This window comes from Streptomyces sp. 4F14 (assembly GCF_048159485.1).
Taxonomy (GTDB): Bacteria; Actinomycetota; Actinomycetes; order Streptomycetales; family Streptomycetaceae; genus Streptomyces.
The window spans coordinates 1-25,310 of the sequence record NZ_JBLRVY010000015.1 but is presented as its reverse complement, the minus strand read 5'-3'; the positions used below and the strand labels follow the sequence as shown (position 1 = coordinate 25,310).

Genomic DNA, 25,310 nt, shown 5'->3' with positions numbered 1-25,310 from the left:
GTCACGGGGGTGGCGGGGGCGGGGGGCGGGGGGACGACAAGAGACCCGCACCCTGGACAGGTGCGGGTCTCTTGTTGAATGTTCAGGCGGTGACGCGAACCATGTCGGCCTGCGGGCCTTTCTGACCCTGCGAGATCTCGAACTCGACTCGCTGGCCCTCTTCGAGGGTGCGGTAGCCGTCCATCTGAATGGCGCTGTAGTGGACGAAGACGTCCGCACCACCGTCGACCGCGATGAAGCCGTACCCCTTCTCCGCGTTGAACCACTTGACGGTGCCCTGAGCCATGCCTAACTCCCCTATTACTGGCCCTTGCGCGGATCCACACTTCGTGGATCCGGGTCAGACCTCACCCCCCTGCCGTATTGGGGGCGTGCGCCGGAACGCGTCGACCGCGGCTGAATGTATCTGTCCAACTGCCGTCTGCAACAGGTCAATCGGACGAGAATTCTGGACGCCCACGATCCGGAATGTGGTGAGAATTCACCAGAGTTCGGGGCAAGTCGGGCCCGACATATGCCACAAATGCCACGCAAGAGACGCGCACTTTGGCTACTTCTTGTCGGGTGTAAGGCAGAAATCAAGGGCTTCCGACTTGCGGGGCAAGAGCCAAACGGAAGCGGGTTCCCCAACCTTACCTCGTTCAACCACACAGAATTGCCCCCTCCGCTTCTGCACGGAGGGGGCAATTCTGTGAACAATGGGTAATGTCTGTTACCTACGGTTACTACCGGCTGGTAATGACATTAGGTCAACCGGAGAAATCAGCCTCCGGCGACCGCCGGGATGATGGAGACGCCGGCGCCGTCGGGAGTCGCCGTCTCCAGCCCCTGTTCGAAACGGACGTCGTCGTCATTGACGTACACATTGACGAACCGCCGCAGCTTGCCCTGATCGTCCAGGATGCGCGCGGAGATGCCCGTGTGGTTCTTCTCCAGGTCCGCGATGACCTCCCCGAGGGTCCCGCCCTCGGCGGCCACCTCGGCCTGCCCACCGGTGTACGTACGCAGGATGGTCGGGATACGAACGGTCACGCTCATGCGAGGCCAGCCTCTCGGAAGGAGTCCAGGGTCGGGCGGATGGTGGCGGTGAGGCCGGTGCCGGCGACCGCGTCGAGCGTCTTGAGGCCGTCACCCGTGTTGAGGACGACCGTCGTGAGGGACGGGTCCAGCAGCCCGTTCTCGATCAACTTCCGGGTGACCCCCACGGTCACACCCCCGGCGGTCTCCGCGAAGATCCCCTCCGTCCGCGCCAGCACCTTGATCGCGTCGACGATCTGCTCGTCGGTGACGTCCTCGACGGCGCCGCCGGTCCGCCGCGCGATGTCCAGCACGTACGGCCCGTCCGCAGGGTTCCCGATGGCCAGCGACTTCGCGATCGTGTCCGGCTTCTGCGGCCGTACGACGTCGTGCCCCGCCTTGTACGCGACGGACACCGGGCTGCACCCCTCCGCCTGCGCCCCGAAGATCTTGTACGGCTTGTCCGCGACGAGCCCCAGCTTGATCAGCTCCTGGAGCCCCTTGTCGATCTTCGTGAGCTGCGACCCGGAGGCGATCGGTACGACGAGCTGGTCCGGGAGTTCCCAGCCGAGCTGCTCGCAGATCTCGTACGCCAGCGTCTTGGAGCCCTCGGCGTAGTACGGCCGCAGGTTGACGTTGACGAAGCCCCAGCCCTCGCCCGCGGAGTCGCCGATCAGCTCGGAGCAGAAGCGGTTGACGTCGTCGTAGTTGCCCTCGATGCCGACCAGCTCACCGCCGTAGACCGCGGCCATGACGATCTTGCCCTGCTCCAGGTCGTGCGGGATGAAGACGCAGGAACGCAGGCCCGCGCGAGCCGCTGCCGCGCCGACGGCACCGGCGAGGTTGCCCGTCGAGGAGCAGCTGAGGGTGGTGAAACCGAAGGCGCGCGCCGCTTCGAGCGCCTGCGCCACGACACGGTCCTTGAAGGAGTGGGTCGGGTTGCCGGAGTCGTCCTTGACGAACAACTTGCCCTGCTCGACGCCGAGTTCGGCGGCGAGACGGTCGGCCTGGACGAGCTTGGTCCAACCCGGGTTGATGTTCGGCTTGTCGGCCACGTCCGCCGGTACGGGGAGCAGGGGGGCGTAGCGCCAGATGTTGGCGGGGCCCGCGGCGATGCGCCGCTTGAGTTCTTCGGGGTCGTACGAAGAGAAGTCGTACGCGATCTCCAGCGGCCCGAAACACTCCTCGCACGCGAAGAACGGGCCGAGGGGGACGCGGTGACCACACTCGCGACAGCTCAGCGCCGCGGCGGGACCGAGGTCGACAGTGGTCGTGGCGATGGTCTGCACAGCCATGGAGGCGAGGCCCTTTCTCCTCATCTTCCTCACGACGCATCTCGCCGTGAGACGGATTTGGCACCTTCCCTAGCCGGGAGCCTCGCTGCGTGATCACGCACGAGACCGGCTGGAGGGTTGCCGGGGCTTCATCGGGCCGTATCCCTCTGCCCCTCTGGATGAGCGGTATGAAGTTATGAGTGGAGCTGTCCGCGGGCGGCCCCCGACATGCGATGGTCACCAGCGTTGTTCAAGACTGTAACCGAAGGCCACGACAGTTGAGATAGTCGTCCGAGGCGCGAGATGGATCACACTGGGCAGTGTGACCGTGACAGTGAGGAGCCGCTGACTGTGCTGGAAGAAGTCGAGCGCTGGCTGGCCACCCGCTCCTGGTCGGTGACCGATCGCCCCCTGCACCGGATCATGGCCGCGAAGCGGGCCTCCGGGCGGACCGTCTCCGTGGTCCTGCCCGCGCTGAACGAGGAGGCGACGGTCGGTGACATCGTCGCGGTCATCCGCCACGACCTGATGCTCCAGGTCCCGCTCGTCGACGAGCTCGTGGTCGTCGACTCCGGCTCCACCGACCGTACGGCGCAGGTGGCGGCGTCCGCGGGGGCGCGGGTCGTCCACCGCGACGCGATCCTCCCGCGCATTCCCGCACTGCCCGGCAAGGGTGAGGTCCTGTGGCGGTCCCTCCTCGCCACCACCGGCGACATCGTCTGCTTCATCGACGCCGACCTGCGTGACTTCTCCTCCGACTTCGTCTCCGGCATCGTCGGCCCGCTGCTGACCGATCCGGACGTGGACCTCGTCAAGGGCATGTACGACCGCCCGCTCGCGGGGGCCTCGGGTCAGGGCGGCCGGGTGACCGAGCTGATGGCCCGCCCCCTGCTGAACATGCACTGGCCCCAACTCGCGGGCTTCGTGCAGCCGTTGGGGGGCGAGTACGCCGCCCGGCGCAGCCTCCTGGAGCAACTGCCGTTCCCGGTCGGGTACGGGGTCGAGCTGGGCATGCTGGTCGACGCCCTGCATCTGGTGGGCCTCGACGCGCTGGCCCAGGTCGACATCGGGGTCCGCAAGCACCGGCACCAGGACGGGCAGGCGCTGGGGCGGATGTCGGCGGCGATCTACCGCACCGCCCAACTGCGGCTCGCCCGGGGGCACTTGATCCGGCCCTCCTTGACCCAGTTCGAGCGGGGGGAGGACGGGTTCGAGGCGCGGACGTACTCGGTGGACACGGAGGAGAGGCCGCCGATGGTGGAGGTGGCGGAGTACGCGCGGCGGGAGGTGGCGTGAGGGGGCGTGCGTGAGGGGGCCTGCGGGGCTGGTCCTGGGGGGGCTGGTCCTGTGGGGGTAACCGGGTAGTACCTGGGTAGGGCATACCCCGGTGTCCCATGCCACGTATACGTTCCGAACGTTTGAGCAGCGCGGCGCCTGGCTAGGTTCAGGCGTATGACGTTCGGTGCTTCGCGTGTGCTCGTCGCCTCCAACCGGGGCCCCGTCTCCTACTCCGTCGGCGACGACGGCACGCTCCACGCCAAGCGCGGTGGCGGCGGTGTCGTCTCCGGGCTCTCCGCGATCGACCCGGACTCCGGCGCGCTGTGGGTGTGCAGCGCCCTGTCCGACGGCGACCGCGAAGCCGTACGGCGGGGTGTGGGCGAGCCCGGGACGCGGATGCTCGACATCCCGGCCGACGTGCACGCCGACGCGTACAACGGGGTCGCCAACTCCGTGCTCTGGTTCGTGCACCACATGCTGTACCAGACGCCGCTGGAGCCCGTGTTCGACGCGGAGTTCCGGCGGCAGTGGGCGTCGTACGAGGCGTACAACCTCGCGTTCGCCGAGGCGCTCGCGGAGGGGGCCGCCGAGGGGGCGGCCGTACTCGTGCAGGACTACCACCTGTGCCTCGTGCCCGGGATGCTGCGCGCGCTGCGGCCCGACCTGCGGATCGGGCACTTCTCGCACACGCCGTGGGCCCCGCCGGACTACTTCGCGCTGCTGCCCGACGACATCCGTACGCAACTCCTGACCAGCATGCTCGCCGCCGACCGGCTCGGGTTCCTCACCCGGCGGTGGGCCGACGCGTTCGCCGCGTGCTGTCCCGACGGGACCGGGTCGACCGGGATCGGGGTGCATCCCCTCGGCGCCGACGCGGACTTCCTGCGCGAGCGCGCGGACCAGGCCGACGTACGGGACCGGGTCGTCTCCCTGCGCGAGGAGATCGGGGAGGGGCGGCTCGCCGTCGTCCGCGTCGACCGGACCGAGCTGTCCAAGAACATCGTGCGGGGGCTACTGGCTTACCGGCACCTGCTGGATACCCGCCCCGAATGGCGTAACCGCGTGGTCCACGTGGCTTTCGCGTACCCCTCCCGGCAGGACCTCAAGGTGTACCGGGACTACATGGACGAGGTCCAGCGGGTCGCCGCCGAGATCAACTCCGTCTACGGGACGGCGACTTGGACCCCCGTACTGCTCCATCTCAAGGATGACTTCGCCCGGTCCCTCGCGGCGTACCGGCTCGCCGACGTCGCCCTCGTCAACCCCGTCCGGGACGGCATGAACCTCGTCGCCAAGGAGGTGCCCGTCGTCTCCGACGAGGGGTGCGCCCTGGTCCTCTCGCGGGAGGCGGGGGCGTACTGGGAGCTGCGCGACGACGCGATCACCGTCAATCCGTACGACATCCTGGAGACCTCCGCAGCTCTCCACGAGGCGCTCTCCATGCCGCGTGAGGAGCGGGCGGAGCGGACGAAGCGGCTCGCGGCGGCGGCCACCGCGCTGCCGCCGACGCAGTGGTTCCTGGATCAGCTGACGTCGTTGACCAGCTGACCCAGAAGTTCTACGACTCCGGGGGGACCGGCCACGACCAGGTCGGCCCTGTCCCTGAGGGCGGTCACCTCCTCGCTGCCGCTACAGACGAGGACGCCGGGGGTGCCGGCCTCGCGGAGAGCGTCCACGGCGTCGAAAGCGGGCAGGTCGCCCAGGTCGTCCCCGGCGTACAGCACCGCCGTCACGCCGGTCTCCTCGACGAGGCTGTGGAGTGCCGCCCCCTTGTCCATCCCGGCCGGCCTGATCTCCAGCACGAGCCGGCCCGGTTCGACGATCAGGCCGTGCCGGGCGGCGAGTTCGGCGATCGGCTGCCGCAGGGCTTCCCACAGGCCCTGCGGGTCCTTCGCACGCCGGGTGTGCACGGCGACGGCCCGGCCCTTCTCCTCCACCCACACGTCCATTGCCCCCAGAATGCCGGGGAGTTCGGCGCGTACGGCGTCCAGGGCGGGGGGCGGGGGCGGGGCGGTGACCGTCTTCGTGGCCTGGTCCCAGCGCTCGGCGCCGTAGTGGCCGAGGACCGTCATCCCCTCGACACCCTCGAACTGCCCGTAGCGGACGGCCACTTCGGCGGGGCGGCCGGTGATGACGGCGATACGCGCACCCCTCTCCGCGAGGGCGGCGAGGGCTTCTGTGGCGCCGGGGTAGGGGCGGGACTTCTCCGGGTCCTCGACGATGGGGGCGAGGGTGCCGTCGAAGTCGAAGGCGAGGAGGGTGCGGGAGGGGTGGGTGCGGAGGGTGGCGAGGGCTTGGCGGGCCAGGGGGGTGAGGTGGGTACCCATGGGGTCGACAGTAGAGGGTCGGGTGCGGGTTGGTGGGGGCCGGTCGCGCCCTGCGGCGGAGCCGCTATCAGATACAGCCCCGCGCCCCTAAAAGACTTCGGGTGCAGATCCGTGGGGCTAATGCGCCGGGTGACTGGTTGCTTTTAAGGGGCGCGGGGAACTGCGCGATCAGCCACATCCCACCCGCAGCCCGTAGTCCTCCCGTACCCCCCACCCCCTACCGCTCCTCCCGCCGCCCCTCCCGAACCCTCCGCAGGCGGTTCACCGTCACCGGATCCGCGGCCAAGGCCCTGGGGTCGTCCAGCAGTGCGTTGAGGAGTTGGTAGTAGTGGACGGGGGACATGCCCAGGTCCTCGCGGATCGCGCGTTCCTTTATGCCGGGGCTGGGGAACGTGCGGCGCTCCAGCGCCAGGACGTCACGTTCCCGCCGGCCCAGCTCGGTATCTGGCATACCCCGACAGTAGTACCCGGTTACGACAAGCCGCTCTCCGCGGCCAGCGCCTCGGTCTCCAGCCCGCGCAGCACGTCGTCGGGACGTACCCCGGGCGCCACCGCCGTACCGATCCCCTTCTTGATGGACGCCGCGACGGTGGCCCAGGAGGTACGACCCACGGGGTACAGCTCAGAGAGGGGCAGCTGCTCCAGGAAGGGTTCGAGGTCGCGGTCCTCGGGCGCCGTGCTCATCACCTCGGACGCGGAGGAGGTCACCGGCAGCAGGTCGTACTCACGGGAGAACGCGAGCACGTTGTCCTCGTCGTACACGAAGTCGAGGAACTTGCCGATCTCGGCCCGGTGCCCGTGCTGTTTGAACGCGGTCATCCAGTCGGCGACACCCATCGTGAGCGGCCGCACCCCGGCCTTCCCGGGCATGGGGACCATGCCGTACTGGACCCCCTTGTCCCGGGCCGTCTTCATCAGCGAGGGATGCCCGATGAGCATGCCCACATCACCGGCGGCGAAGGAGGAGAACGCGGTGGCACGATTCAGCTTGGCGGGCGCGACGGGCCCCGTGAGGCCCTTGTCGACGAGTTTGTCCTTGAGCCAGGTGAACGTCCGGACGTTCTCGGTGGAGTCGAGGCTGTAGGTCCCGGCGGTGGAGGTGTACCCCCCGCCCCCGCTGAGCATCCACTGCATGGCCTCGGCCTGCGCCTCCTCGGGCCCGAGGGGCAGGGCGTACGGGTAGTCCACCCCCGCGTCCTTCAACTTGGCGGCGGCACCGGCGAGTTCGTCCCAGGTCGTGGGCGGCGCGGTGATGCCGGCCTTGGCGAAGAGGCCCTTGTTGTAGAAGAGGAGCCGGGTGGAGGCCGCGAAGGGCATCCCGTACTGCTGCCCGTGCACCTTGCCCGCGCTGCCGAGCTGGGAGACGAAGTCGGCCTGGGTGGGGATGGAGAGCAGGTCGCCGGCCTTGTAGAGGAGTTCACGGGCGGCGTAGTCGGCGTACGACCCGATCTGCGCCATGTCGGGCGCGTTCCCGGCGTCGACCATGGACTTGACCTTGCTGTCGACGTCGTTCCAGGAGTACACGCTGACCTGGACGTCGACGTCGGGGTTCTTCTCCTCGTACGCCTTGGTGAGCTTGGCCCAGTACTTGGTGGAGCTGTTGGCCGCGCTGTCCCCATAGTCCGCGGCGACGAGTCTCAGGGTCACCTTTCCGGAGTCACTCCCGAGTACCCCGCACCCCCCGATACTCACGGTCATCCCCAACGCGACCACGCCCCCGACCCAACCCCGCTGCACCACTGTTGTCTGCTCCATACACGTTGTCCGATAGTCGGATCAAGGTCTACACCACCCCAGTGGACTAGACCTCTCCCGGGTCCTCGGCCACACTGTTCTCCGTGAGACATGTCATCGCCCTCGACGTGGGCGGCACCGCGATGAAGGGTGCCCTGGTCGGCGCGGACGGCGCGCTGCTGCACCGCGACCGCAGGCCCACGGCCCGCGAGCGGGGCGCCGAGGCGGTGATCGGCGGCATCCTCGACTTCGCGGCGGACCTCCGGTCGTACGGGGTACGCCACCTGGGTGAACCGGCGCTCGCCTCGGGCCTCGCGGTCCCCGGCATCATCGATGAGACCTCAGGGGTAGCCGTCTACGCCGCGAACCTCGGCTGGCGCGACGCCCCCCTGCGCGACCTCCTGGCGACCCGTACCGGTACCCCTGCGGCGCTAGGGCACGACGTCCGCACGGGCGGCCTCGCGGAGGGCCGCCTCGGCGCCGCCCGCGACACCCCCCGCTTCCTCTTCCTCGCCCTCGGCACCGGCATCGCGGGCGCGATCGGCACCCCCACGGGCATCGACCCCGGCGCCCACGGCTCCGCCGGCGAGATCGGCCACATCGTCGTACGCCCCGGCGGCATCCCCTGCCCCTGCGGACAGCGGGGCTGCCTGGAGCGGTACGCGTCGGCGGCGGCGGTGTCGGAGGCATGGGCCCGCGCGTCGGGCGAGCCCACGGCGGACGCGGCGGACTGCGCGAAGGCGGTGGAGGCGGGGGACGTGAGGGCGGTGGAGGTCTGGCAGCAGGCGGTGACGACCCTCGCGGACGGCCTGCTGACGGCCCTGACCCTCCTGGACCCGACGAGGATCGTGATCGGGGGCGGATTGGCGGAGTCGGGGGAGACCCTCTTCACCCCGCTACGGAAGGCGATCCAAGATCGAGTGACGTTCCAACACACCCCGGCTCTGGTCCCGGCGGCCCTGGGTGACACGGCGGGCTGCCTAGGAGCTGGCCTGATGGCGTGGGATCTTCTCAAGGAATCGGCCGGTATGGAGGAAACGCCGTGAGGGCAGCTCACTCAGGGGCGCGGGGAACTGCGCGAACAACCACGACGAACCCGCACCCGACAACGCTCCTCACCGGCGCAACAACAGTCCTCCCCTCAGGAACTTCCGTCCAGGACATCGCCGTTGACGGCAAGCACATCACCTCCGAGGCCCCCCAGACCGCCCACCGCATCGACCTCACCGGCCACTACCTCATCCCCGGCTTCGTCGACCTCCACAACCACGGCGGAGGCGGAGCCTCCTTCTCCGGCACCGCCGACGACGTACAGACCGCCCTCCAAACGCACCGCACCCACGGCACCACCACCCTCGTCGCCTCCACCGTGACGAACGACCTGGACGTCCTCGCCCGACAGGCGGGCCTGCTCAGCGAGTTCGCCGAGGACGGAGAGATCGCCGGCATCCACTTCGAGGGCCCGTTCATCTCCCCGTGCCGCAAGGGCGCCCACTCCGAGGCTCTGCTGAGGCACCCGGACCCGGCGGACGTACGGAAGCTGATCGACGCGGCGCGGGGCCACGCCACGATGCTGACGCTGGCCACCGAACTCCCCGGCGGAATCGACTCGGTGAGGCTTCTCACGGAGCACGGGGTGATCGCGGCGATCGGCCACACGGACGCGACGTACGAGCAGACGAGGGAGGCGATCGAGGCGGGCGCGACGGTGGCGACGCACCTGTTCAACGCGATGCCCCCACTGGGCCACCGGGCCCCCGGCCCGGTCGCCGCGCTGCTCGAAGACCCCCGTGTCACCGTCGAGTTGATCAACGACGGCACCCATCTGCACCCCGCCGCCCTGGAGTTGGCGTTCCGGCTGGCCGGCGCGGAGCGCGTCGCGTTCATCACGGACGCGATGGACGCGGCCGGCATCGGCGACGGCAGGTACCTGCTGGGCCCGCTGGAGGTCGAAGTCGCAGGCGGCGTCGCGCGGTTGGTGGAGGGCGGCGCTATCGCGGGGTCGACGCTGACGCTGGACCGCGCGTTCAAGCGGGCGGTGACGGTCGACGGCATCCGGATCGAGGACGCCGTACAGGCACTGTGCGTCAACCCGGCCCGCCTGCTGGGCCGTTGGGGTGAGATCGGCTCCCTGGAGCCCGGCAAGCTGGCCGACCTCCTCGTCCTGGACGAGAACTTCGACCTCAAGGGCGTGATGCGGCACGGCAGTTGGGTAACTACACCTGAACTGGCGTGAAATCGGCAGCCCCAGGGCGCTGACCCTTTGGCATGATCTGACCTTTGGAAGGATGCCGTAAGCGCCGACGAGGGGAGGTCGAGGCTGGTGATCCTCACGGTCACGCTCAACACCGCGCTCGACATCACCTACCGCGTGAAGGGGCTGCGCCCGCATACGACCCACCGCGTCTCGGACGTTCTCGAACGGCCGGGCGGCAAGGGCCTGAACGTCGCCCGCGTCCTCGCCGCCCTCGGCCACGAGGTGACGGCGACGGGCTTCGCGGGCGGTACGACGGGGAAGGTCGTACAGGACCAACTCACCCTGATTCCCGGGGTGGTGGACGCGCTCGTGCCGATCTCCGGGCACACCCGCAGGACCGTCGCGGTCGTGGACACGCACACAGGTGAGACGACTCAGCTGAACGAGCCGGGCCCGGTCGTCACGTCCGCCGAGTGGGGTGCGTTCCTGGAGGTGTACGGCCAACTCCTGCTGTCCGCCTCGGCAGTTGCCCTGTGCGGGAGCCTGCCGCAGGGCGTACCGGTGGGCGCGTACGCGGGGTTGGTGCGGGCGGCGCGGACGGCGGGGGTGCCGGTGCTGCTGGACACGAGCGGGGAGCCGCTGCGGCGCGGGGTCGCGGCCCGGCCCGACATCATCACCCCGAACGCCGACGAACTCGCCGAACTCACCGGCTCCCACGACCCGTTGCGCGCGGCGCAGGACGCGCGGCGCCGGGGCGCCCGCTCGATCATCGCCTCCCTGGGCCCCGAGGGCCTCCTCGCGATGACCCCGGAGGGCCGCTGGCACGCCACCCCGCCGGCCCGCCTGCGCGGCAACCCCACCGGCGCCGGCGACTCCGCCACCGCCGGCCTCCTCTCCGGCCTCCTCGACCAACTCCCCTGGCCGCAGAGGCTCTCCCGGGCGGTGGCCCTGTCGATGGCGACCGTACTGGCGCCGGGGGCGGGGGAGTTCGACCGGGGGGCGTACGAGGAGTGGGTGGGGCGGGTGGCGGTGACGGGGGAGGTCAGCGCGGCTTAGGGCGCTTCGGTGCGTGCTCTCGGGGTGCCGGGCGTCGCGACGCCGCGGAGATCCATCAGGAGCGCCCTTAGTCGAGGGTCTTGACCTGGCCCTTGCGCAGGGCCATCTGGTCCAGCAGGACGTTGCACTTGTCGCCGGACTGGCAGGAGATCGTGATGGTGTTGGTGCCCTTGGTCAGGGTCGGCCAGGCGTAGGTGTTGGTCCAGGCCCGGGTGGGGTCCGTGGAGTGGGTGAAGTTGCCGAAGTTCACCTTGCTGCCGAAGGGCTTGCCGTTGACGGAGAGGGTCATCTCCTGATCCTCGCCCGTCACGTTGAAGAGGGCGAAGACGGTGTAAGTCCCGTTCTCCGGAATGCCGTTGACGGTCCAGGTGACCGAGGCGCCCTCGGCGTTGAGACCGGTGACGTACGTCCCGGACTTCGAACCCTTTATGTCCGAGGCGGTGGTCGCTCCGCCGTCCAGCTTCATCGCCTTCGCGTCGGTCGTCCCGGGCAGCTCGTCCTCGGCCTTCGGGCTGCTGCTGGACCCGCCCTCCGAGGCGCTCGCCGACGTGGACGCCTCGGGCGCCGGGGTCGTGCCGCCGTCGGCCTCCTTGTCCTTGTCGCCGAGGGACACCGCGATGACGATGCCGACGACGACCGCGAGGACGACGGCCACGGCGCCGATCAGGAGGCCCTTGGTGTTGGGGCCGCGACCGCCGCCGCCCCGGTTGCCGGCGCGCGGCGGCTGCTGCGGGGGCGGTCCCTGGTGGAGGCCCTGCGGGGGGCCGTACGCGCCCTGCTGCTGGGGGGCGCCGTACTGCTGAGGTTGGGGGGGTTGCCCGTACTGCTGGGGTACCTGGCCGTAGGCGGCCGTCTGCTGCTGCGGGGCCGCGGCGGGGCGGCGGTCGCCGACCGCGCGGACCCGGTTGACCGAGTTCGGGTAGCCGTAGCCCCCGGACGGCGGCTGAGCTCCCCGGGCCTGTCCGTCCTCGTAGAGGTAGCCGAACGGGTCGTCGTCCTCCGGCGTGCTCGCGCCGTTGTTGCCGGGCGTCATCCCTCGAACTCCTCAACAGGTGCGGGGCCGTAAACATGGGTGGTGAGGAGAGCGAGCCTACCCGCTCCGATTGGGCCGAACGGGTGAGTCCGGCCCCTCAAACCCTCTGACCTGCGGCTTATCCGGCCCGGCGGTGCTGTTTGGGACGAGATCGTTTCTCGACGTACATCCGCTCGTCAGCGGACTTCAGCACCTCGTCCGCCGACATGCCGCACTGTGCCCACCCGATCCCGAAGCTGGCCCCCACCCGCACGGCCCGCCCCTCGGCGCGGATCGGCTGGATGATCTCGTTCCTGAGGCGTACGGCGAGGTCGGTGGCGTCGGCGCGGCCGAGGCCGTCGGCGAGGATCACGAACTCGTCGCCGCCGAGCCGCGCGACCGTGTCGCCGTCGCGGACCGCCCGGCCCAGGCGCCGGGCGACCTCGATGAGGACGGCGTCGCCCGCGTTGTGCCCGAAGCGGTCGTTGATCGACTTGAAGCCGTCGAGGTCGCAGAAGAGGACGGCGAGGCCCTTCGTGCCGTCGTCGCGGACGCCCTCGTCGGGGGCGACGACGTGCACGTGGTCGTACCCGTCATACCCAGGGGTGGGGGCGGGGTGGTAGTCGAAGCCGTAGCCGTTCGCGTCGTGCGCGCCGGGGCCGTACGTGCGGTCCATCGCGTCGAGCGCGGCGGGGTGGGCGGGCTGCGGGCGGGTGCAGATCCGGGCGGAGAGGCGGGTGCGCAGCTCGGCGGCGTTCGGGAGGCCGGTGAGGGAGTCGTGGGAGGCGCGGTGGGCGAGCTGGAGCTCGCGGCGCTTGCGGTCCTCGATGTCCTCGATATGGGTGAGGAGGAAGCGCGGCCCGTCGGCGGCGTCTGCTACCACGGAGTTACGGAGTGACACCCATATGTACGTGTCGTCCCGGCGGCGCAGTCTCAGTTCCGCGCGGCCTCCCTCCGCGGAGGTACGCAGGAGGATGCCGATGTCCTCGGGGTGGGCGAGGTCCGAGAAGGCGTAGCGGCGCATCGCGGAGGCGGGGCGGCCCAGCAGACGGCACAGGGCGTCGTTCGTCCGGAGTATTCGGCCGTGCTGTTCGCCGCCCAGTTCGGCGATGGCCATACCCGAGGGGGCGTACTCGAAGGCGGCGCGGAACGATTCCTCGCTCGCCCTGAGGGCCTGCTGCTCGCGCTCCAGGCGGACCAGGGCGCGCTGGATGTTGGAGCGCAGGCGGGCGTTGCTGATCGCTATGGCCGCCTGGAAGGCGTACATCTGAAGTGCTTCGCGGCCCCAGGCGCCCGGCAGCCGGCCGTTGCGCGGGCGGTCCACCGACAGGACGCCGATCAGCTCGCCGCACGTACCCCCCTGGGAGGGTGGGGTGTACATGGGGGCGAAGAGGCGGTCCGAGGGGTGCCACTCGTCCTCGAAGCGGGGCGGGGGGCCGTCGGTGTACCACTGGGGTACGTCATCGTCGTCCAGTACCCAACCCTCGGTGTGCGGGATGAAGACCAGGTCTCCCCACCGCTCGCCCATCGCGAGGCGGCGCTCCCAGGACTCGCGGGAGCCGACGCGGCCGGTGATGAGCGCCTCCGCGGCCGGGTTCCCGGCGAAGGCGGCGACGACGAGGTGGCCGTCGTTCCGTACGAGGTTGACGCACGCCAGCTCGTAGCCGAGGGCGTTCACGACTCCGTCCGCGACCGTCTGCAAGGTGTCCGCCAGGCTGCGGGCCGTGTTCATGTCGGCCATCGCCTGGTGCAGTTGCCGCAGGGACGCGAGGCGGACATAAGGTTCCGACTCGGTCTCCATGTTCGCCCTCCCCCCGAGACTTCGCAGCGAATCAAGGGTTGTTCATCGGCGTACCTTTTCACCGCCACTGAATCACAGCGCGCCGCCAACTCGGTACACAGGGTCAACAATTCTTGTCCCTTGTGACTCAAGTCACAGCAAAACGTGAACAATTGGTCGGCGTTTCTGTAATTTCCAGAGTGGCACGAGACGTGTTACTGACTGTTCAGAGAACGCTTACTGTACGTCGATGGTTCCACCGGGGCCGCTGAGTTCGGGTCGGTCGTAGGACCTGGTCGTACGACCGCTCTCGGGCCGAAGTCCGATGTGTCCGGCGTGGGCGGACACTAGCGTCCCTGACTGTGCCGAACTTCTCCCCCGCCCCCGTACCCACCCTCACCGGGCATGCTGAGGGGGTGAGCAACGACGAGTTCCGGGCCGCGATGGCCCGGCTGGCCGGTGGTGTGGTGCTGGTCACCGCGCAGGAACCGCCCCTGGACGCCGACGATCCCACCGCGCCGCCCGCCGAGGATGTCGGGATGACCGCGACCGCGTTCATGTCCGTCTCCCTCGACCCTCCCCTCGTCATGGTCAGCCTCCGCGGCGGCTCCCGGATGGACGACCTCCTCGACGAACAGCCCCTGTGGGCCGTCTCCGTCCTCTCCGAGAGCCAGCGGCACATCGCCGGGCGCTTCGCGATGAAGGGGCGGCTCAGCGACCGGCTCCTCTTCGAGGACATCCCGTACCTGAGAGGGACGCTCAGCGGGGCGCCGATGGTGGGCGGGGCGCTCGCGAACCTGGAGTGCCGGACCGAGCGGCGGGTGGTCGCCGGGGACCATACGTTGGTGATCGGACGAGTCCTTTCGGCTTCCGTGCCGAGTGCGGAGGGCGGGCCGTTGTTGTACTTCCGGGGTAGGTACCGGCAACTGGGGTAGGGGGCGGCGCGGGAAACGCGTCGCGGCCTCCCGAGGGGTCGGCCTAGGGTGCCGTCATGCCCGTACCCCGACTCGAAGAGATCACGCCCGCCAATTTCACGAAGGCGATCGGCGTCGCCGTGCGGCCGGACCAGGAGTTCGCCGTCGCGCCGGTCGTGAAGTCGCTGGCGGAGGCGTATGTGCATCCCCGGGTCGCCTGGCCCCGGCTGATCCTCGACGGGGAGCGTGCCGTCGGGTTCCTGATGGCGTTCCTCGACGTCGACTGGCGGGAGGACGGGGGGTCGCTGCGGCGGTCCGGCCTGTGGCGGCTCAATATCGACGCCGGGGAGCAGGGGAAGGGCTACGGGCGGTTCGCCGTGGAGGCCGTCGCGGAGGAGCTACGGGGGCGGGGGGGTACGTGAGATGTACGTCACCTGGCATACCGGGGAGCTGGGTCCCGAGGAGTTCTATCTCGGCCTGGGGTTCCGGAAGAACGGGGAGACGGTGGGGGACGCGGGGGAGGAAGAGGTCGTGGGGGTACTGGAGTTGGGGTGAGGGTGGAGACTCCCGGGGACGGCTGGGGTGCCCCGCCCGGCGTACCTCTCCGGTACCCCGTACCCGTACCTCTCCGGTACCCCGTACCCGTACCTCTCCGGCAGCGGCGTACCCGTCCCTCACCAGTCCCGGCCCGAGCGGCCCTTCTTCGTCTCCGCGCGGGCCTTCTTCTCCCGCAGGCGGCGTTCGTTGATGCCGCGGGGGATGCGGGTGGCGCGGCGGGGCTTCGGCGGTGGGGCGGTGGCCTCCGCGAGGAGGGCCGCGAGGCGGACGGCCGCGGCTTCGCGATTGCGCCACTGCGAACGGTGCTCGGAGGCGCGGACGACGACGACGCCGTCGACGAGGCGGGCGGCGAGGCGCTCCAGCGCGCGTTCTTTCCAGACGGGCGGCAGCGATTCCGTGCGGGCCAGGTCGAAACGGAGTTCCACTTGCGTGTCGCTCGTGTTGACGTGCTGGCCGCCCGGTCCCGACGACCGCGAGAAACGCCAGATCAGCTCGGCCTCCGGGAGGGAGACGGAGCCTCGGATGAGGTGGGGACCGGACATGCGTTCCATGGTGGGGGCGGCGGGGGCGGGAGTCACGCGAATTACCGGGCGTTCCCGCGGAGCGCGGGTGTCCGGGAGGTGGCCGGCGGGCGAAGGGTAAAGAAAGTAAAGGGGCCGGGAACCTTTGCGGCACCCTGGGGCGTTCTTCGTGGTAGCTGTAGGTTCACGCCGTACAGCAAGCCGGATGCGGCACCGACGTACGACAACAAGGGAAGGACTCCCAACCATGGCTGTAAGCCTGTCCAAGGGTGGCAACGTCTCGCTCACCAAGGAGGCTCCGGGCCTGACCGCCGTCACCGTGGGCCTCGGCTGGGACGTCCGTACGACCACCGGAACGGACTTCGACCTCGACGCCTCCGCCATCGCGGTCAACCCGGCGGGCAAGGTCTACTCCGACGCCCACTTCGTCTTCTTCAACAACAAGCAGACCCCGGACAGCACGATCGTCCACACGGGCGACAACCGCACGGGTGAGGGCGACGGCGACGACGAGCAGATCCAGGTCAACCTCGCGGGCCTCCCCGCCGACATCGACAAGATCGTCTTCCCGGTCTCGATCTACGACGCGGAGAACCGCTCGCAGAACTTCGGCCAGGTCCGCAACGCGTACATCCGCATCCTCAACCAGGCCGGCGGCGCGGAGATCGCCCGCTACGACCTCTCCGAGGACGCCGCCACCGAGACCGCCATGGTCTTCGGCGAGCTGTACCGCAACGGCGCGGAGTGGAAGTTCCGCGCGGTCGGCCAGGGCTACGCGTCGGGCCTCGCGGGGATCGCGCAGGACTTCGGGGTGAACGTCTGAGGTCCATCAGGATCTAGGTGACCGAAGGGGCTCCGGCTGCTGGATGCGGCCGGGCCCCCTTCGGCCCTGACCTGTTGTTTTCCAACGGATTGCGGCACTGCCGCCGCCTGAAGCTGTTGCCCTTCGCGGTCGGCTCTGGCACCCTTTACCTGCAAGGTCCCATGTGTCCGAGTGAGGGCGCTCAAGGGGTCTTGCTCTCGTAGGCCCCCGGTTTTCGCCGGGGGTTTCTGCGTTTCAGGACGAGGCGTCGCCATCCACCCAGACGACGCCGTCGGTTCCGTACCCGGGAAGCCAGTGATGCCGGAGCCGCTTGTACGCCTTGGACATGGAGCCCATCGCGGTCATCTTGGGCCACACCTCCGGACGCGCAAGCATCAGATGGTGGAAAGCGGCGTACCCCACCAGGTCGGCAGCCTGGATGAGCTGGCTGTACCTGCTGTCCTGCATGACAGGGTCTTCCAGCACACGGCGCGAGGCCAGCGGCAGACTGCGGTGAGCGTCACGGTAGGGCTTGGCACCGCGGATGGCCTGCCTCCACACGTCCTGTGCCTTCTCCTGGCCCACCTCTTCCACTTCGTCGGGGCCGGACTGGCCGTCGCACATGATCACGACGCGGGTTTCCTCCTCAAGCGCCCACACTTCGAGGTGGCTCACGAAGGCCCGGTACACCGTGGCTATGCGCGACGTGCCACCTGCGACGGTGAGAACGCGGACGCTCTCGCACTTGGCGAGGTGCCTGAGCATCAGGTCGTGAGCGGCGATCCTCGCCGGCCTGCCGAAGCTCTTGTTCTGGTTCTCCGTGGCACATGGCCGCCCGCGTCCCTTCACCAGGTCCACGGCGTGCAACTCGGTGTTCTTGGGAACGCCCCAGGTCTCTTGCAGCTTGCGGCGCCCCTCCAGCCAGTGGTGAAGCAGGTCGCTCCAGCCCTCTTCCGGGACCAGCAGGCCCGTCAAGGTGCGGCCTTGGTCCGCGCCGGAATCGTCGACGTAGCAGAAGTACACCCAGCGGAATATATGGTCGCTACCGGATTCAGGGGAAATCACCGCTGTGATACCGGACTCGGGCCCCGGAACTCCTCATTCTTGCCGGGGTGCCTAGAACACTTCGGCTTCCTCCGTGAAGAGTTCACTCAACCAGGCAGCCGCCGCCTCCGCGTTGTCCCGCGGCATCCCGTTCCCGGTCGCGAACACCCGCCCCCAGGCGGCGGCCCTCCCCACGGCGCCCACCCGGCACGCGAGGTCGACGGCGCGGTGGAGTTCGGGGGTCGAAAGGCCCGTGTCCGTCCAGGCTTCGAGGTACGCGGCGCGGAGGCGGGGGGCGAGGTCGGGGCCGTAGCGGCGGGTGGCCACCCGGGTGGGGACGAGGAGGCTGGTGAAGGGGTGGGCGAGGGTGGCGTCACCCCAGTCGAAGTAGGTGAAGCGGTGGTACGGGGGACGAGTGAGGACCTGGGCGTCCTGGAGGTCGGAGTGGTCGAGGGAGGCCGGGATCCCGGTGGCCGCGAGCTCCTCGCACCAGGCCGTCAACTCGGGGCGCCTGTCGAGGAGTTCGGCGCGGCCGGCGTCGTCCAGGACCGTGTTCTCCTCGACCAGGCGGTCGAAGAGCGCGGGAACGTCCTCGGGCCGCGCCGAGGGGACGCCCAGCGCCTCGATCTCCGCCGCGTGGGCGGCCAACTCCCGCTGCATCAGGGCGTACTGGCGCACCATCTCCTCCCACGCGGCCACCCCCACCCCCTCGCCCTCCCGCATCACCACTCCCCCGTCGGGCCACAACCCCCACCCCCGCTCACCCCACACCGCGACCGGCCTCATCACCCTCCCCGGCACCCACCGAGCCAGCCCCTTCCCCAACCCCGCCTCGAAACGGCTCCCTTCGGGATTCGCCTTGAACCACAGCTCCCCGAACCGCACGAGCACGGACCAGGGGCGCAGGCGTACGTCCCCCATGGGGGCGTCGTACCCCAGTACTCCCCGCACCCACTCCACGACCTCGGCCCGCCACGCCTCGTCGTCCCAGGGGGTTACGCCGATGCCGTAGTCCCCGCGGTCTACCTTTCCAGCCATGTCCATGCGGACATGAGAACACTCCCCGGCGTTCGGCGGGCTGAACATCTTCACAGGATCCGCGCACCACCGATTCGATCACGGTGCTATGTTGCGGATCACAACACAAAAAGTGGCCCCGTCAGGACTCAGAGTGCTCTAACACTCTGCTGACGAGGCCGTGACGACATAGCCTTGGAAGGAACTGTCGCCATGCGCCACTCTATCGCGCATGCCATTTCGGCATGCTTGCGCACCCTGCTCGCTCTCACCCTCCCCGGCCGGGGCAAGCGCCGCAAGCCGTCTACGGCCCCCGTACCGGCGCCCCAGCCCGTAGTACCCGTAAGCCCCTGGTCCCGCCCCTGGACCTTCCTCTCCAAAGAAGACGCCGCGGAGATCTTCCGTCTCCAGGCGGACCGCCACGCCCAGGCGGAGTCCGCGTGGGAGCTGCGGCTCCAGTGGGAACGTCGACGCGCTGCCGCGCTCGCGGCGGAGGGGGTCGACCATCCGTACACGTACGAAGGCGCTCCCTTCGACGCCGCCTCGTTCAGAACGCCCGCGTGACGCTCGCGGGCGATGAATCCCAGGGCTCAGCCGAGGTAGGGGTACGTACCTGAGAGGTAGTCCCCGATCTGCTGCCGCATGCTGGGGTGGATGTCGTACGCGTCGAGGTCGGCGGGCAGGACGAAACGTACGCCGTCGGCCTCGTCGTTGACCGTGGGTTCGCCTCCGACAGGGCGGCCGATGTACGTGGTCTCGTACTGCTGGCGGATCTCCCCGTCGGTGTACGCCACGATGTGGCGGGGGTTGGTGTAGACGCCGAGGAAACCGGTGATCTCGGCGACGATGCCGGTCTCCTCCAGGCATTCGCATACGGCGCACCCTGCCGCTGTCTCGCCGATGTCCTGGGCGCCGCCGGGAAGCGCCCACTGCCCGGTGTCGCGGCGGCGCTGGAGGAGGATCGCGCCCCTGTCGTCGGCGACGAGGAGGTTGCTGGCGGGGATGAGTGTGTTGGCCTCGGGTGCGGTGGGGTCGTTGTAGTACTCGATCCGGCCCATGCGCGGCGGCCCCTTCAGGGTGGGTGGCGGCAGGGTGCCGAGCGTAGCGGCGGCGGTGCGGGGGAGGATCGGGCAGTGGACGGGATCGTCGCGTTTCTTCGTGCGCGCAATGAAGAGGACAACCACGCCTACGCCTACGTCGCCCAGCGCTTCGGGGGTGATGCGCTGCTGGACAGTCAGTTGCCGATGCTGGACATGGTCGACGCGCTGGCTCGGGAGTATGAGGGGATGAGGGAAGGGGATGCGCGGCGGGCGGGGTGGGGTTCGCGTTGCGCATGCTGGCTCAGGCGTATCACGAGCATCCGGGGTACCGGGAGGAGTGGCGGGTGGGGTGGTGATCACCCCCGGGCTCCGGATGAACCTTGACTGTTCGGACAACACCCTTTAGTGATCGCGGAGTTGAGTTTTTGACCTTCTTGAGGGGTGAGGCAACCGAGGTCATCGAAACCCTGTCTCACAGGGTGCTCACAGACCGGGTCCGATCTCAGGGGCGCGTGGGGACGCGTCGCAGTGGTACGTGGGGTGGGGTTCGGGATGCGGGTTGTTCGGTCCGGGCGTCGATGACCAGGCGCTCGCAGGCTAGGAACAGACGAGGAACCGATGACCAGTCAGCAAGATCGCAAGCAAGTGAAGAAGCGCGCGGCGTTGGCCGCGGGGGCCGCGCTCGCGGTGGTGGCCGGGGTGGCCGCCACCGCGCCGGGGGCAGGTGCCGCGCCCGCCGCGAAACCCGGGCAGCCTCAGCTCAAGCTCGTCGCCGCGTCGAAGTCCGTGGTGCTCGACAAGTACGAGGGGGAGTCGGGGGTCTACCTCGACCTCGGGACGTACCTCACCGTCGACAACGCGCCCCTGGAGTTCAAGGTGACGCGCAAGTCGTACAAGGACCCGGTCGTCGCGCAGCAGGTGCTGCGGGACGGCAAGAAGGTGACGACGAAGAACCTCCCGGCGGGCCTCGTCAAGGACTTCAAGGGGCTGCCGGACTTCGTCGAGGTGTCGGTGAAGGACGCCGCGGGCAAGGTCGTCACCAGCAGCAAGGGGACGTTCTGTCCGAACAACGCGTCGGGACGGCTGCGCCCGGACGCCCCGGCGACCTCGCACTATCCGCAGAGCTGCCCGACCAACCCCTTTACGCTGGGCTCCATTTGGGGCGTCGAGCAGGGCTGGGCGGCCAACACCTCGGCCGTCGACTACGACAGGCCCGTGAACCTCGCGGCCGGCGAGTACACCGCGCAGGTCTCCGTCGCGAAGAAGTACCGTGACCTGTTCGCCATCCCGAACGAGACGGCGTCCGTGAAGGTGACGGTCCGCGAGATCAAGGGCGAGGGCGGCGTCGGCCTGCGCTCCCAGCACAGCGGCCACGCGGCGACGGGCACGACCGAGGGCGCGAACCACCACTACGGCCCGCGCGGCGCCGACGCCCCGACCCCGCCCGCGCTGTCCCACGCGCTCGAAGCCCGCGGCCAGGCCCACCACTTGGGCGACGGCAAGGGCCACACGGACGGCTCCCGCATCGCCCCCGCGCTGAAGGCGAACGCCGCGAAGCCGACCGGCAAGGCGGGCGCCCCCGCCAACGTCCCGAAGCCCGACCTGCGTTCGCTCCCGGCGTGGGACATCTCCATCACGGACGGCGAGGACGGCGACGTACCCGGCAAGGACTACCTCGCGTTCAGCGCGAACGTGTGGAACGCCGGTCCGGCCCCCCTCGTCGTGGACGGCTTCCGCAAGCCGGGTGCCGAACTCATGGACTCCTACCAGTACTTCTACGACGCGAACGGCAAGCAGGTCGGCTACACCCCGGCCGGCACGATGGAGTGGGACCCGCGCATCGGCCACGAGCACTGGCACTTCACGGACTTCGCGAGCTACCGCCTGCTGAGCGAGGACCGCACGAAGGAGGTCCGCAGCGGCAAGGAGGCGTTCTGCCTCGCCAACACGGACGCCGTCGACTACACGGTGAAGAACGCCAACTGGCACCCGTTCAACACGGACTTGTCCACCGCCTGTGGACAGCAGAACTCGATCTCCGTGCGCGAGGTGCTGGACGTCGGCTCCGGTGACACCTACACCCAGTACCGTCCGGGCCAGTCCTTCGACATCACGGACCTGCCCAACGGCACGTACTACATCGAGGTCATGGCGAACCCCGCCCACCGCCTCCAGGAGACGAACCTGAAGAACAACGTCTCCCTGCGCAAGGTCACCCTCGGCGGCAAGGAGGGCGCGCGCACGGTCAGCGTCCCGCCGGTGGACCTGATCAACGCGCCGTAACACAAGACCGGTTGGGGCACCCTGAACCCCCCGGGGTGCCCCAACTGCCCTAACCGCCTTTAGAACTCGGCCGAGTTGTTCGACGTGTCCGGGTCGAACGAGAAGCCCGTCCCGTACGACGGCCGCGCCGACACCGTCGCCTTCGCGTCCGGTACGACACTGTCGACCCGGACCGTGAACGGGAACCCGGCACTCTCCCCCGGCTTGATCATGATCCCCAACTCGCAGGCGTACCCGGCGCCGTGGGGCGTGCAGCGGTCCGGCACACTCACCGCGCTGGTCCCGGCGGGCAGCGTCACGTCGAGGACGGCCACCGGGTCGCCGGAGCGGATGTTGGCGACCCAGGCGGGCCCGTTGTCCGTGAGCCGCGCGGTGAGGTCGACGGTCTCCCCGACCGCCCCGCCCGCGTAGGTCCCGGAGACCGCGAAGTCCGCCGTGCTGTCCGCGTGGAGCTGCCAGCCCGTGCCGTTGTCGGAGGGCTGCAACTCGGTCTGCCCGGCCGCCGTGTCGACGGAGAAGTCGAACCGCTCGTCGAGGGCGTGCGGCGCGACGGTGACCTTCAGCGGCTGCGGGAGCCCGACCGTCTCGCCCGGCTGGACGACCGTGTCGAACGCGCAGGTGTAGTGGACGAGGAAGCCGTCGATGTCCTCGGACGTGCACTGCGGATACGCCGTCGCGAGGTCGAGCCCGTACGACGTCCACATCTGGAGGGTGAAGCCGTTCGCGGCCTGGTCGCCGTGGTTGGTGATGCTGAACGGCGCGTCGACGGTCGTCCCGGGCTGAACCCCCGTGAGATCGGCGGGCGTCGGGACGCTCAGGTCGGGCCCCGTGCCGACTGTGACGTTCGTCTCGAAGGAGTCGGCCGGCGCGGTGAGCGTGCCGTCGGGCCCGCCGGTCGCCTCGGCGCCGTACGTGATCCGGCCGGCGGCGCCGGTCGCCGCGCCCGGCAACGCCCTTACCTTCAGGGTCACTTGGGGCACGAAACCGGCGCGCAGGATCGGGACGTCCCCGGCGTCGCACACCGCCGTCGTCCCGGTCGGGACGCAGTTCGCGGGCCACAACACCTCGGCGACACCGGCGAGTCCGGAGACGTCGACGGTCAACTTGCCGTCGGTCACGGTGAAGTTGTTGTTGTCGTGGTAGAGGCCGACCGGGATCGTCTGGGTGAGCGCCTCCCCCGAGGCGGGCGCGACCGTCACCGGCCGGTCCGAGGGCGCGTTGATCCACAACTGGTCGGTCTGCACGTCGGCTTGGGCCGGCGTCGCGACCGCCGAGGCGGCGAGCACGAGCGACGCGGCGACGGCGCCGTACGTACCGAACTGTCTGAAGCGGACGGTGTTCATCTGAATCCCCCTGTTGATCACGGTGGCACGCCGGTCGATCATCGTAAGAGGCAGGTGAGCTGAACGGGATGTGCGGTATCGGACGTACTGGAAAAGAATTGGTCATCCGATGGGCAACGAAACCTGATGGCTGGGTCGTCTGTTGTGTGTGGGGTGTCCGTGCCGGGTGGAGACGGAGCCCCGATCGAGCTGGGGGAGCGGAGGAACGGCGTGGGGAAGCGCAAGGCGGATGTCCGCCTGACGCGGCGCGGTCGGGTGCTGGCCTGGAGCGCCGGTGTCCTGTGCGTCGGCGTGCTGGGGGTCGCCGGGGCCGGTACCTGGATCTACCAGCAGTTGAACGGCAACATCACCTCCGCCGACGTGGACGACAAGCTCGGCGGCGACCGGCCGGAGAACCTCAGCCCCGGCTCGAAGAACATCATGATCGTCGGTTCGGACAGCCGTGAGGGCGCCAACTCCGGCTACGGCAGCAGCGAGAACCTGAAGACGATGCAGTCGGACACGCTGCTCGTCCTGCACATCCCGGCGGACCGCAAGTGGGCGACCGTCCTGTCGTTCCCGCGCGACTCGTGGGTGCGGATCCCCGTCTGTGACAAGGGAGACGGCACCAAGTCGAAGGAACACCACTTCAAGATCAACGAGGCGTTCGCGCTGGGCGGCACGAGCGGTGAGGTCGCGGGCGCGGCGGCCTGCTCGATCAAGACCGTCGAGGAGAACACCGGTCTGCGCATCGACCACTTCATGTCCATCGACTTCTCCGGCTTCAAGGGCATGGTGGACGCGCTGGACGGCATAGAGGTCTGCCCGAAGGAGCCGATCCGCTCCCCCAAGGCCAAGTTGAACCTCCCGGCCGGCTGCCAGACCATCGACGGCGAGACGTCCCTCGGCTACGTCCGCGCGCGCTACGGCGTCGGCGACAACTCCGACATCGGGCGTATCGGCCGCCAGCAGGAGTTCATGGACGCCCTCACGAAGAAGGCCAAGTCCAAGCTGACGAGCCCCGATTCGATGTACGGCTTCCTCAACTCGGCGACGAAATCGCTGACCGCGGACAAGGAGATGGCCGGCATCAAGCCGCTGTACGCGCTCGCGTCCGAGCTGAAGGGCATCCCCAGCGAGCGGCTCGCCTTCCTCACGGTCCCCAACTACCCGCGCGAGGCGGACTTTCCGAGGGACAAGGCCAACGTCGCCTGGCAGTACCCGCAGGCCGTCGACCTGTTCACGGCACTGGCCAAGGACCAGGAGACGACGAAGGACGCGCTCGCCGCGAAGACGAAGAACCTCGTGTACGCCTCACAGGTGCGCGTCCGCGTCCTCAACGGCACGGGCATCCCCGGCCGGGCCTCCGACGTCGCGGAGAAGCTCCGGCTGAGCGGCTTCACGGTCGTCGCCACCGGCAACGCGCCCTCGAACGTCACCACCACGACCGTCCAGCACGCCCAGGGCTCGGACGACACCGGCGCGCGCGCCCTCATGACGCGGCTCGGCGGGAAGGTGACGGCGACGGTGTCCGCGGAGGCGACCGCCGGGGTCGTGAACCTCGTCGTCGGGCCGGATCTCAAGGTCGACGGCATCTACTGACGCGCCCGGAAAGGGAGCGGCATCGAGAAAGAGCCGCGCCACGTGCGTACTTGACGGTGACGGACTCACCTCCACTCCACGCAGGGGACAGGTACCACACATGAGCGCATCCGCATCGATCGGCGTCACCGGCCTCGGAGTCATGGGCCGCAACCTCGCCCGCAACTTCGCGCGGCACGGCTACACGGTCGCCGTCCACAACCGGAGCGCCGGGCGGACCCGTGCGCTCATCGAGGAGTTCGGCCACGAAGGGGCGTTCGTCGCGGCGGAGTCGGCGGAGGAGTTCGTGGCGGCGCTGGAGCGGCCCCGGCGTCTGATGCTGATGGTGCAGGCGGGGGAGGCGACGGACGCGGTGATCGAGGAGTTCGCGCCGTTGCTGGAGGCGGGCGACATGATCATCGACGGGGGGAACGCGCACTTCGCGGACACCCGCCGCCGGGAGGCCGCCCTCAGGCAACAGGGCATCCACTTCGTGGGAGTCGGCGTCTCCGGGGGTGAGGAGGGGGCGCTGCACGGGCCGTCGATCATGCCG

At 69.5% G+C, this 25,310-nt stretch carries 24 protein-coding genes, 2 pseudogenes and 1 riboswitch; of the genes and pseudogenes, 13 read left to right on the top strand and 13 right to left on the bottom strand.

Going from position 1 to position 25,310, the window contains the following annotated elements:
• Positions 1-82: 82 nt before the first annotated feature.
• The 3 genes from ACLZOT_RS25435 to thrC form a co-directional block, all read right to left on the bottom strand.
• The gene (locus ACLZOT_RS25435; RefSeq protein WP_004986573.1) at positions 83-286 is read right to left on the bottom strand and encodes a cold-shock protein; all 204 of its coding nucleotides are present in this window, start codon (positions 284-286) and stop codon (positions 83-85) included.
• 476 nt (positions 287-762) lie between these two features.
• Complete coding sequence (locus ACLZOT_RS25430) at positions 763-1,038, bottom strand: MoaD/ThiS family protein (protein WP_416971377.1); 276 nt, start codon at positions 1,036-1,038, stop codon at positions 763-765.
• On the bottom strand, positions 1,035-2,312 hold the full coding sequence (gene thrC / locus ACLZOT_RS25425) for a threonine synthase (RefSeq protein ID WP_416971376.1): 1,278 nt from the start codon (positions 2,310-2,312) through the stop codon (positions 1,035-1,037). The genes ACLZOT_RS25430 and thrC overlap by 4 nt, the downstream gene beginning before the upstream one ends.
• A gap of 17 nt (positions 2,313-2,329) precedes the next feature.
• A riboswitch (SAM riboswitch) is annotated at positions 2,330-2,477 on the bottom strand.
• Between the two features lie 165 nt (positions 2,478-2,642).
• Between thrC and ACLZOT_RS25420 the strand changes: the two genes are divergently transcribed.
• Positions 2,643-3,587, top strand: coding sequence for a glucosyl-3-phosphoglycerate synthase (locus ACLZOT_RS25420; RefSeq protein WP_416971375.1), 945 nt, complete (start codon positions 2,643-2,645; stop codon positions 3,585-3,587).
• Positions 3,588-3,743: 156 nt separating this feature from the next.
• Positions 3,744-5,117: an alpha,alpha-trehalose-phosphate synthase (UDP-forming) gene (locus ACLZOT_RS25415; protein WP_416971374.1), complete on the top strand. Its 1,374-nt coding sequence runs from the start codon at positions 3,744-3,746 to the stop codon at positions 5,115-5,117.
• Here the strand turns inward: ACLZOT_RS25415 and otsB are convergent.
• From otsB to ACLZOT_RS25400, 3 genes are all read right to left on the bottom strand, one after another.
• Complete coding sequence (gene otsB / locus ACLZOT_RS25410) at positions 5,093-5,896, bottom strand: trehalose-phosphatase (RefSeq protein WP_416971373.1); 804 nt, start codon at positions 5,894-5,896, stop codon at positions 5,093-5,095. The two genes, ACLZOT_RS25415 and otsB, sit on opposite strands and share 25 nt — an antisense overlap.
• 217 nt (positions 5,897-6,113) lie before the next feature.
• Positions 6,114-6,347 (bottom strand): DUF3263 domain-containing protein, encoded by a 234-nt coding sequence (locus ACLZOT_RS25405; RefSeq protein WP_416971372.1) that lies wholly within the window; start codon positions 6,345-6,347, stop codon positions 6,114-6,116.
• A gap of 20 nt (positions 6,348-6,367) precedes the next feature.
• Positions 6,368-7,594, bottom strand: coding sequence for an ABC transporter substrate-binding protein (locus ACLZOT_RS25400; RefSeq protein ID WP_416971540.1), 1,227 nt, complete (start codon positions 7,592-7,594; stop codon positions 6,368-6,370).
• A gap of 140 nt (positions 7,595-7,734) precedes the next feature.
• Here ACLZOT_RS25400 and ACLZOT_RS25395 point away from each other — a divergent pair, with 140 nt between their 5' ends.
• The 3 genes from ACLZOT_RS25395 (at position 7,735) to ACLZOT_RS25385 (ending at position 10,883) form a co-directional block, all read left to right on the top strand.
• Positions 7,735-8,676, top strand: coding sequence for an ROK family protein (locus ACLZOT_RS25395; RefSeq protein ID WP_416971371.1), 942 nt, complete (start codon positions 7,735-7,737; stop codon positions 8,674-8,676).
• Complete coding sequence (gene nagA, locus ACLZOT_RS25390) at positions 8,673-9,866, top strand: N-acetylglucosamine-6-phosphate deacetylase (RefSeq protein WP_416971370.1); 1,194 nt, start codon at positions 8,673-8,675, stop codon at positions 9,864-9,866. The genes ACLZOT_RS25395 and nagA overlap by 4 nt, the downstream gene beginning before the upstream one ends.
• An 87-nt stretch (positions 9,867-9,953) precedes the next feature.
• Positions 9,954-10,883, top strand: coding sequence for a 1-phosphofructokinase family hexose kinase (locus ACLZOT_RS25385; protein WP_416971369.1), 930 nt, complete (start codon positions 9,954-9,956; stop codon positions 10,881-10,883).
• Between the two features lie 67 nt (positions 10,884-10,950).
• Here ACLZOT_RS25385 and ACLZOT_RS25380 read toward each other — a convergent pair whose 3' ends face one another.
• Positions 10,951-11,916, bottom strand: coding sequence for a carbohydrate-binding protein (locus ACLZOT_RS25380; protein ID WP_416971368.1), 966 nt, complete (start codon positions 11,914-11,916; stop codon positions 10,951-10,953).
• Positions 11,917-12,034: 118 nt separating this feature from the next.
• Positions 12,035-13,696, bottom strand: coding sequence for a diguanylate cyclase CdgB (gene cdgB / locus ACLZOT_RS25375; protein ID WP_416971367.1), 1,662 nt, complete (start codon positions 13,694-13,696; stop codon positions 12,035-12,037).
• A 422-nt stretch (positions 13,697-14,118) separates the two neighbouring features.
• On the opposite strand from cdgB, the gene ACLZOT_RS25370 reads away from it, so the two are divergent.
• A complete protein-coding gene (locus ACLZOT_RS25370) occupies positions 14,119-14,610 on the top strand; it encodes a flavin reductase family protein (protein ID WP_416971539.1) in 492 nt (163 codons plus the stop codon).
• 56 nt (positions 14,611-14,666) lie between these two features.
• Positions 14,667-15,144 (top strand): annotated as a pseudogene (locus ACLZOT_RS25365) (GNAT family N-acetyltransferase).
• Positions 15,145-15,263: 119 nt separating this feature from the next.
• Here ACLZOT_RS25365 and arfB read toward each other — a convergent pair.
• Entirely contained in the window at positions 15,264-15,689 is a 426-nt protein-coding gene (arfB, locus tag ACLZOT_RS25360; protein ID WP_416971366.1) for an alternative ribosome rescue aminoacyl-tRNA hydrolase ArfB, read from the bottom strand.
• 226 nt (positions 15,690-15,915) lie between these two features.
• Here arfB and ACLZOT_RS25355 point away from each other — a divergent pair, with 226 nt between their 5' ends.
• Positions 15,916-16,491, top strand: a complete 576-nt coding sequence (locus ACLZOT_RS25355) for a TerD family protein (RefSeq protein ID WP_416971365.1) — start codon at positions 15,916-15,918, stop codon at positions 16,489-16,491.
• Positions 16,492-16,725: 234 nt separating this feature from the next.
• On the opposite strand, the gene ACLZOT_RS25350 is transcribed toward ACLZOT_RS25355, so the two are convergent.
• Together ACLZOT_RS25350 and ACLZOT_RS25345 are read right to left on the bottom strand one after the other, a co-directional pair.
• A complete protein-coding gene (locus ACLZOT_RS25350; RefSeq protein ID WP_416971364.1) occupies positions 16,726-17,493 on the bottom strand; it encodes a DUF3800 domain-containing protein in 768 nt (255 codons plus the stop codon).
• Between the two features lie 93 nt (positions 17,494-17,586).
• The gene (locus ACLZOT_RS25345; RefSeq protein ID WP_416971363.1) at positions 17,587-18,558 is read right to left on the bottom strand and encodes an aminoglycoside phosphotransferase family protein; all 972 of its coding nucleotides are present in this window, start codon (positions 18,556-18,558) and stop codon (positions 17,587-17,589) included.
• A 222-nt stretch (positions 18,559-18,780) separates the two neighbouring features.
• On the opposite strand from ACLZOT_RS25345, the gene ACLZOT_RS25340 reads away from it, so the two are divergent.
• The gene (locus ACLZOT_RS25340; protein WP_416971362.1) at positions 18,781-19,095 is read left to right on the top strand and encodes a hypothetical protein; all 315 of its coding nucleotides are present in this window, start codon (positions 18,781-18,783) and stop codon (positions 19,093-19,095) included.
• Between the two features lie 26 nt (positions 19,096-19,121).
• On the opposite strand, the gene ACLZOT_RS25335 is transcribed toward ACLZOT_RS25340, so the two are convergent.
• Positions 19,122-19,589 carry an NUDIX hydrolase gene (locus ACLZOT_RS25335; RefSeq protein WP_416971538.1) on the bottom strand — a complete coding sequence of 156 codons (468 nt, stop codon included), beginning with the start codon at positions 19,587-19,589 and terminating at the stop codon, positions 19,122-19,124.
• Between the two features lie 251 nt (positions 19,590-19,840).
• Between ACLZOT_RS25335 and ACLZOT_RS25330 the strand changes: the two are divergent.
• Both ACLZOT_RS25330 and ACLZOT_RS25325 read left to right on the top strand, forming a co-directional pair.
• Positions 19,841-19,927: pseudogene (locus ACLZOT_RS25330) on the top strand (DUF6221 family protein); the annotation flags it as partial.
• A 262-nt stretch (positions 19,928-20,189) separates the two neighbouring features.
• Entirely contained in the window at positions 20,190-21,854 is a 1,665-nt protein-coding gene (locus ACLZOT_RS25325) for a lysyl oxidase family protein (RefSeq protein ID WP_416971361.1), read from the top strand.
• Between the two features lie 59 nt (positions 21,855-21,913).
• Here ACLZOT_RS25325 and ACLZOT_RS25320 read toward each other — a convergent pair whose 3' ends face one another.
• Positions 21,914-23,197: a hypothetical protein gene (locus tag ACLZOT_RS25320; protein WP_416971360.1), complete on the bottom strand. Its 1,284-nt coding sequence runs from the start codon at positions 23,195-23,197 to the stop codon at positions 21,914-21,916.
• Positions 23,198-23,407: 210 nt separating this feature from the next.
• Here ACLZOT_RS25320 and ACLZOT_RS25315 point away from each other — a divergent pair, with 210 nt between their 5' ends.
• Both ACLZOT_RS25315 and ACLZOT_RS25310 read left to right on the top strand, forming a co-directional pair.
• The gene (locus ACLZOT_RS25315) at positions 23,408-24,778 is read left to right on the top strand and encodes an LCP family protein (protein WP_416971359.1); all 1,371 of its coding nucleotides are present in this window, start codon (positions 23,408-23,410) and stop codon (positions 24,776-24,778) included.
• Between the two features lie 100 nt (positions 24,779-24,878).
• Positions 24,879-25,310: NAD(P)-binding domain-containing protein (locus ACLZOT_RS25310; protein WP_416971358.1), on the top strand; the 432-nt coding region annotated here is incomplete at its 3' end.

Excerpts from the sequence above, each read along its gene's own strand:
- ACLZOT_RS25435 (WP_004986573.1), bottom strand. The coding sequence starts at position 286 with ATGGCTCAGGGCACCGTCAAGTGGTTCAACGCGGAGAAGGGGTACGGC.
- ACLZOT_RS25430 (WP_416971377.1), bottom strand. The coding sequence starts at position 1,038 with ATGAGCGTGACCGTTCGTATCCCGACCATCCTGCGTACGTACACCGGT.
- thrC (WP_416971376.1), bottom strand. The coding sequence starts at position 2,312 with ATGGCTGTGCAGACCATCGCCACGACCACTGTCGACCTCGGTCCCGCC.
- ACLZOT_RS25415 (WP_416971374.1), top strand. The coding sequence starts at position 3,744 with ATGACGTTCGGTGCTTCGCGTGTGCTCGTCGCCTCCAACCGGGGCCCC.
- otsB (WP_416971373.1), bottom strand. The coding sequence starts at position 5,896 with ATGGGTACCCACCTCACCCCCCTGGCCCGCCAAGCCCTCGCCACCCTC.
- ACLZOT_RS25405 (WP_416971372.1), bottom strand. The coding sequence starts at position 6,347 with ATGCCAGATACCGAGCTGGGCCGGCGGGAACGTGACGTCCTGGCGCTG.
- ACLZOT_RS25400 (WP_416971540.1), bottom strand. The coding sequence starts at position 7,594 with ATGACCGTGAGTATCGGGGGGTGCGGGGTACTCGGGAGTGACTCCGGA.
- ACLZOT_RS25380 (WP_416971368.1), bottom strand. The coding sequence starts at position 11,916 with ATGACGCCCGGCAACAACGGCGCGAGCACGCCGGAGGACGACGACCCG.
- cdgB (WP_416971367.1), bottom strand. The coding sequence starts at position 13,696 with ATGGAGACCGAGTCGGAACCTTATGTCCGCCTCGCGTCCCTGCGGCAA.
- ACLZOT_RS25370 (WP_416971539.1), top strand. The coding sequence starts at position 14,119 with ATGGCCCGGCTGGCCGGTGGTGTGGTGCTGGTCACCGCGCAGGAACCG.
- arfB (WP_416971366.1), bottom strand. The coding sequence starts at position 15,689 with ATGTCCGGTCCCCACCTCATCCGAGGCTCCGTCTCCCTCCCGGAGGCC.
- ACLZOT_RS25355 (WP_416971365.1), top strand. The coding sequence starts at position 15,916 with ATGGCTGTAAGCCTGTCCAAGGGTGGCAACGTCTCGCTCACCAAGGAG.
- ACLZOT_RS25345 (WP_416971363.1), bottom strand. The coding sequence starts at position 18,558 with ATGGACATGGCTGGAAAGGTAGACCGCGGGGACTACGGCATCGGCGTA.
- ACLZOT_RS25335 (WP_416971538.1), bottom strand. The coding sequence starts at position 19,589 with ATGGGCCGGATCGAGTACTACAACGACCCCACCGCACCCGAGGCCAAC.
- ACLZOT_RS25325 (WP_416971361.1), top strand. The coding sequence starts at position 20,190 with ATGACCAGTCAGCAAGATCGCAAGCAAGTGAAGAAGCGCGCGGCGTTG.
- ACLZOT_RS25320 (WP_416971360.1), bottom strand. The coding sequence starts at position 23,197 with ATGAACACCGTCCGCTTCAGACAGTTCGGTACGTACGGCGCCGTCGCC.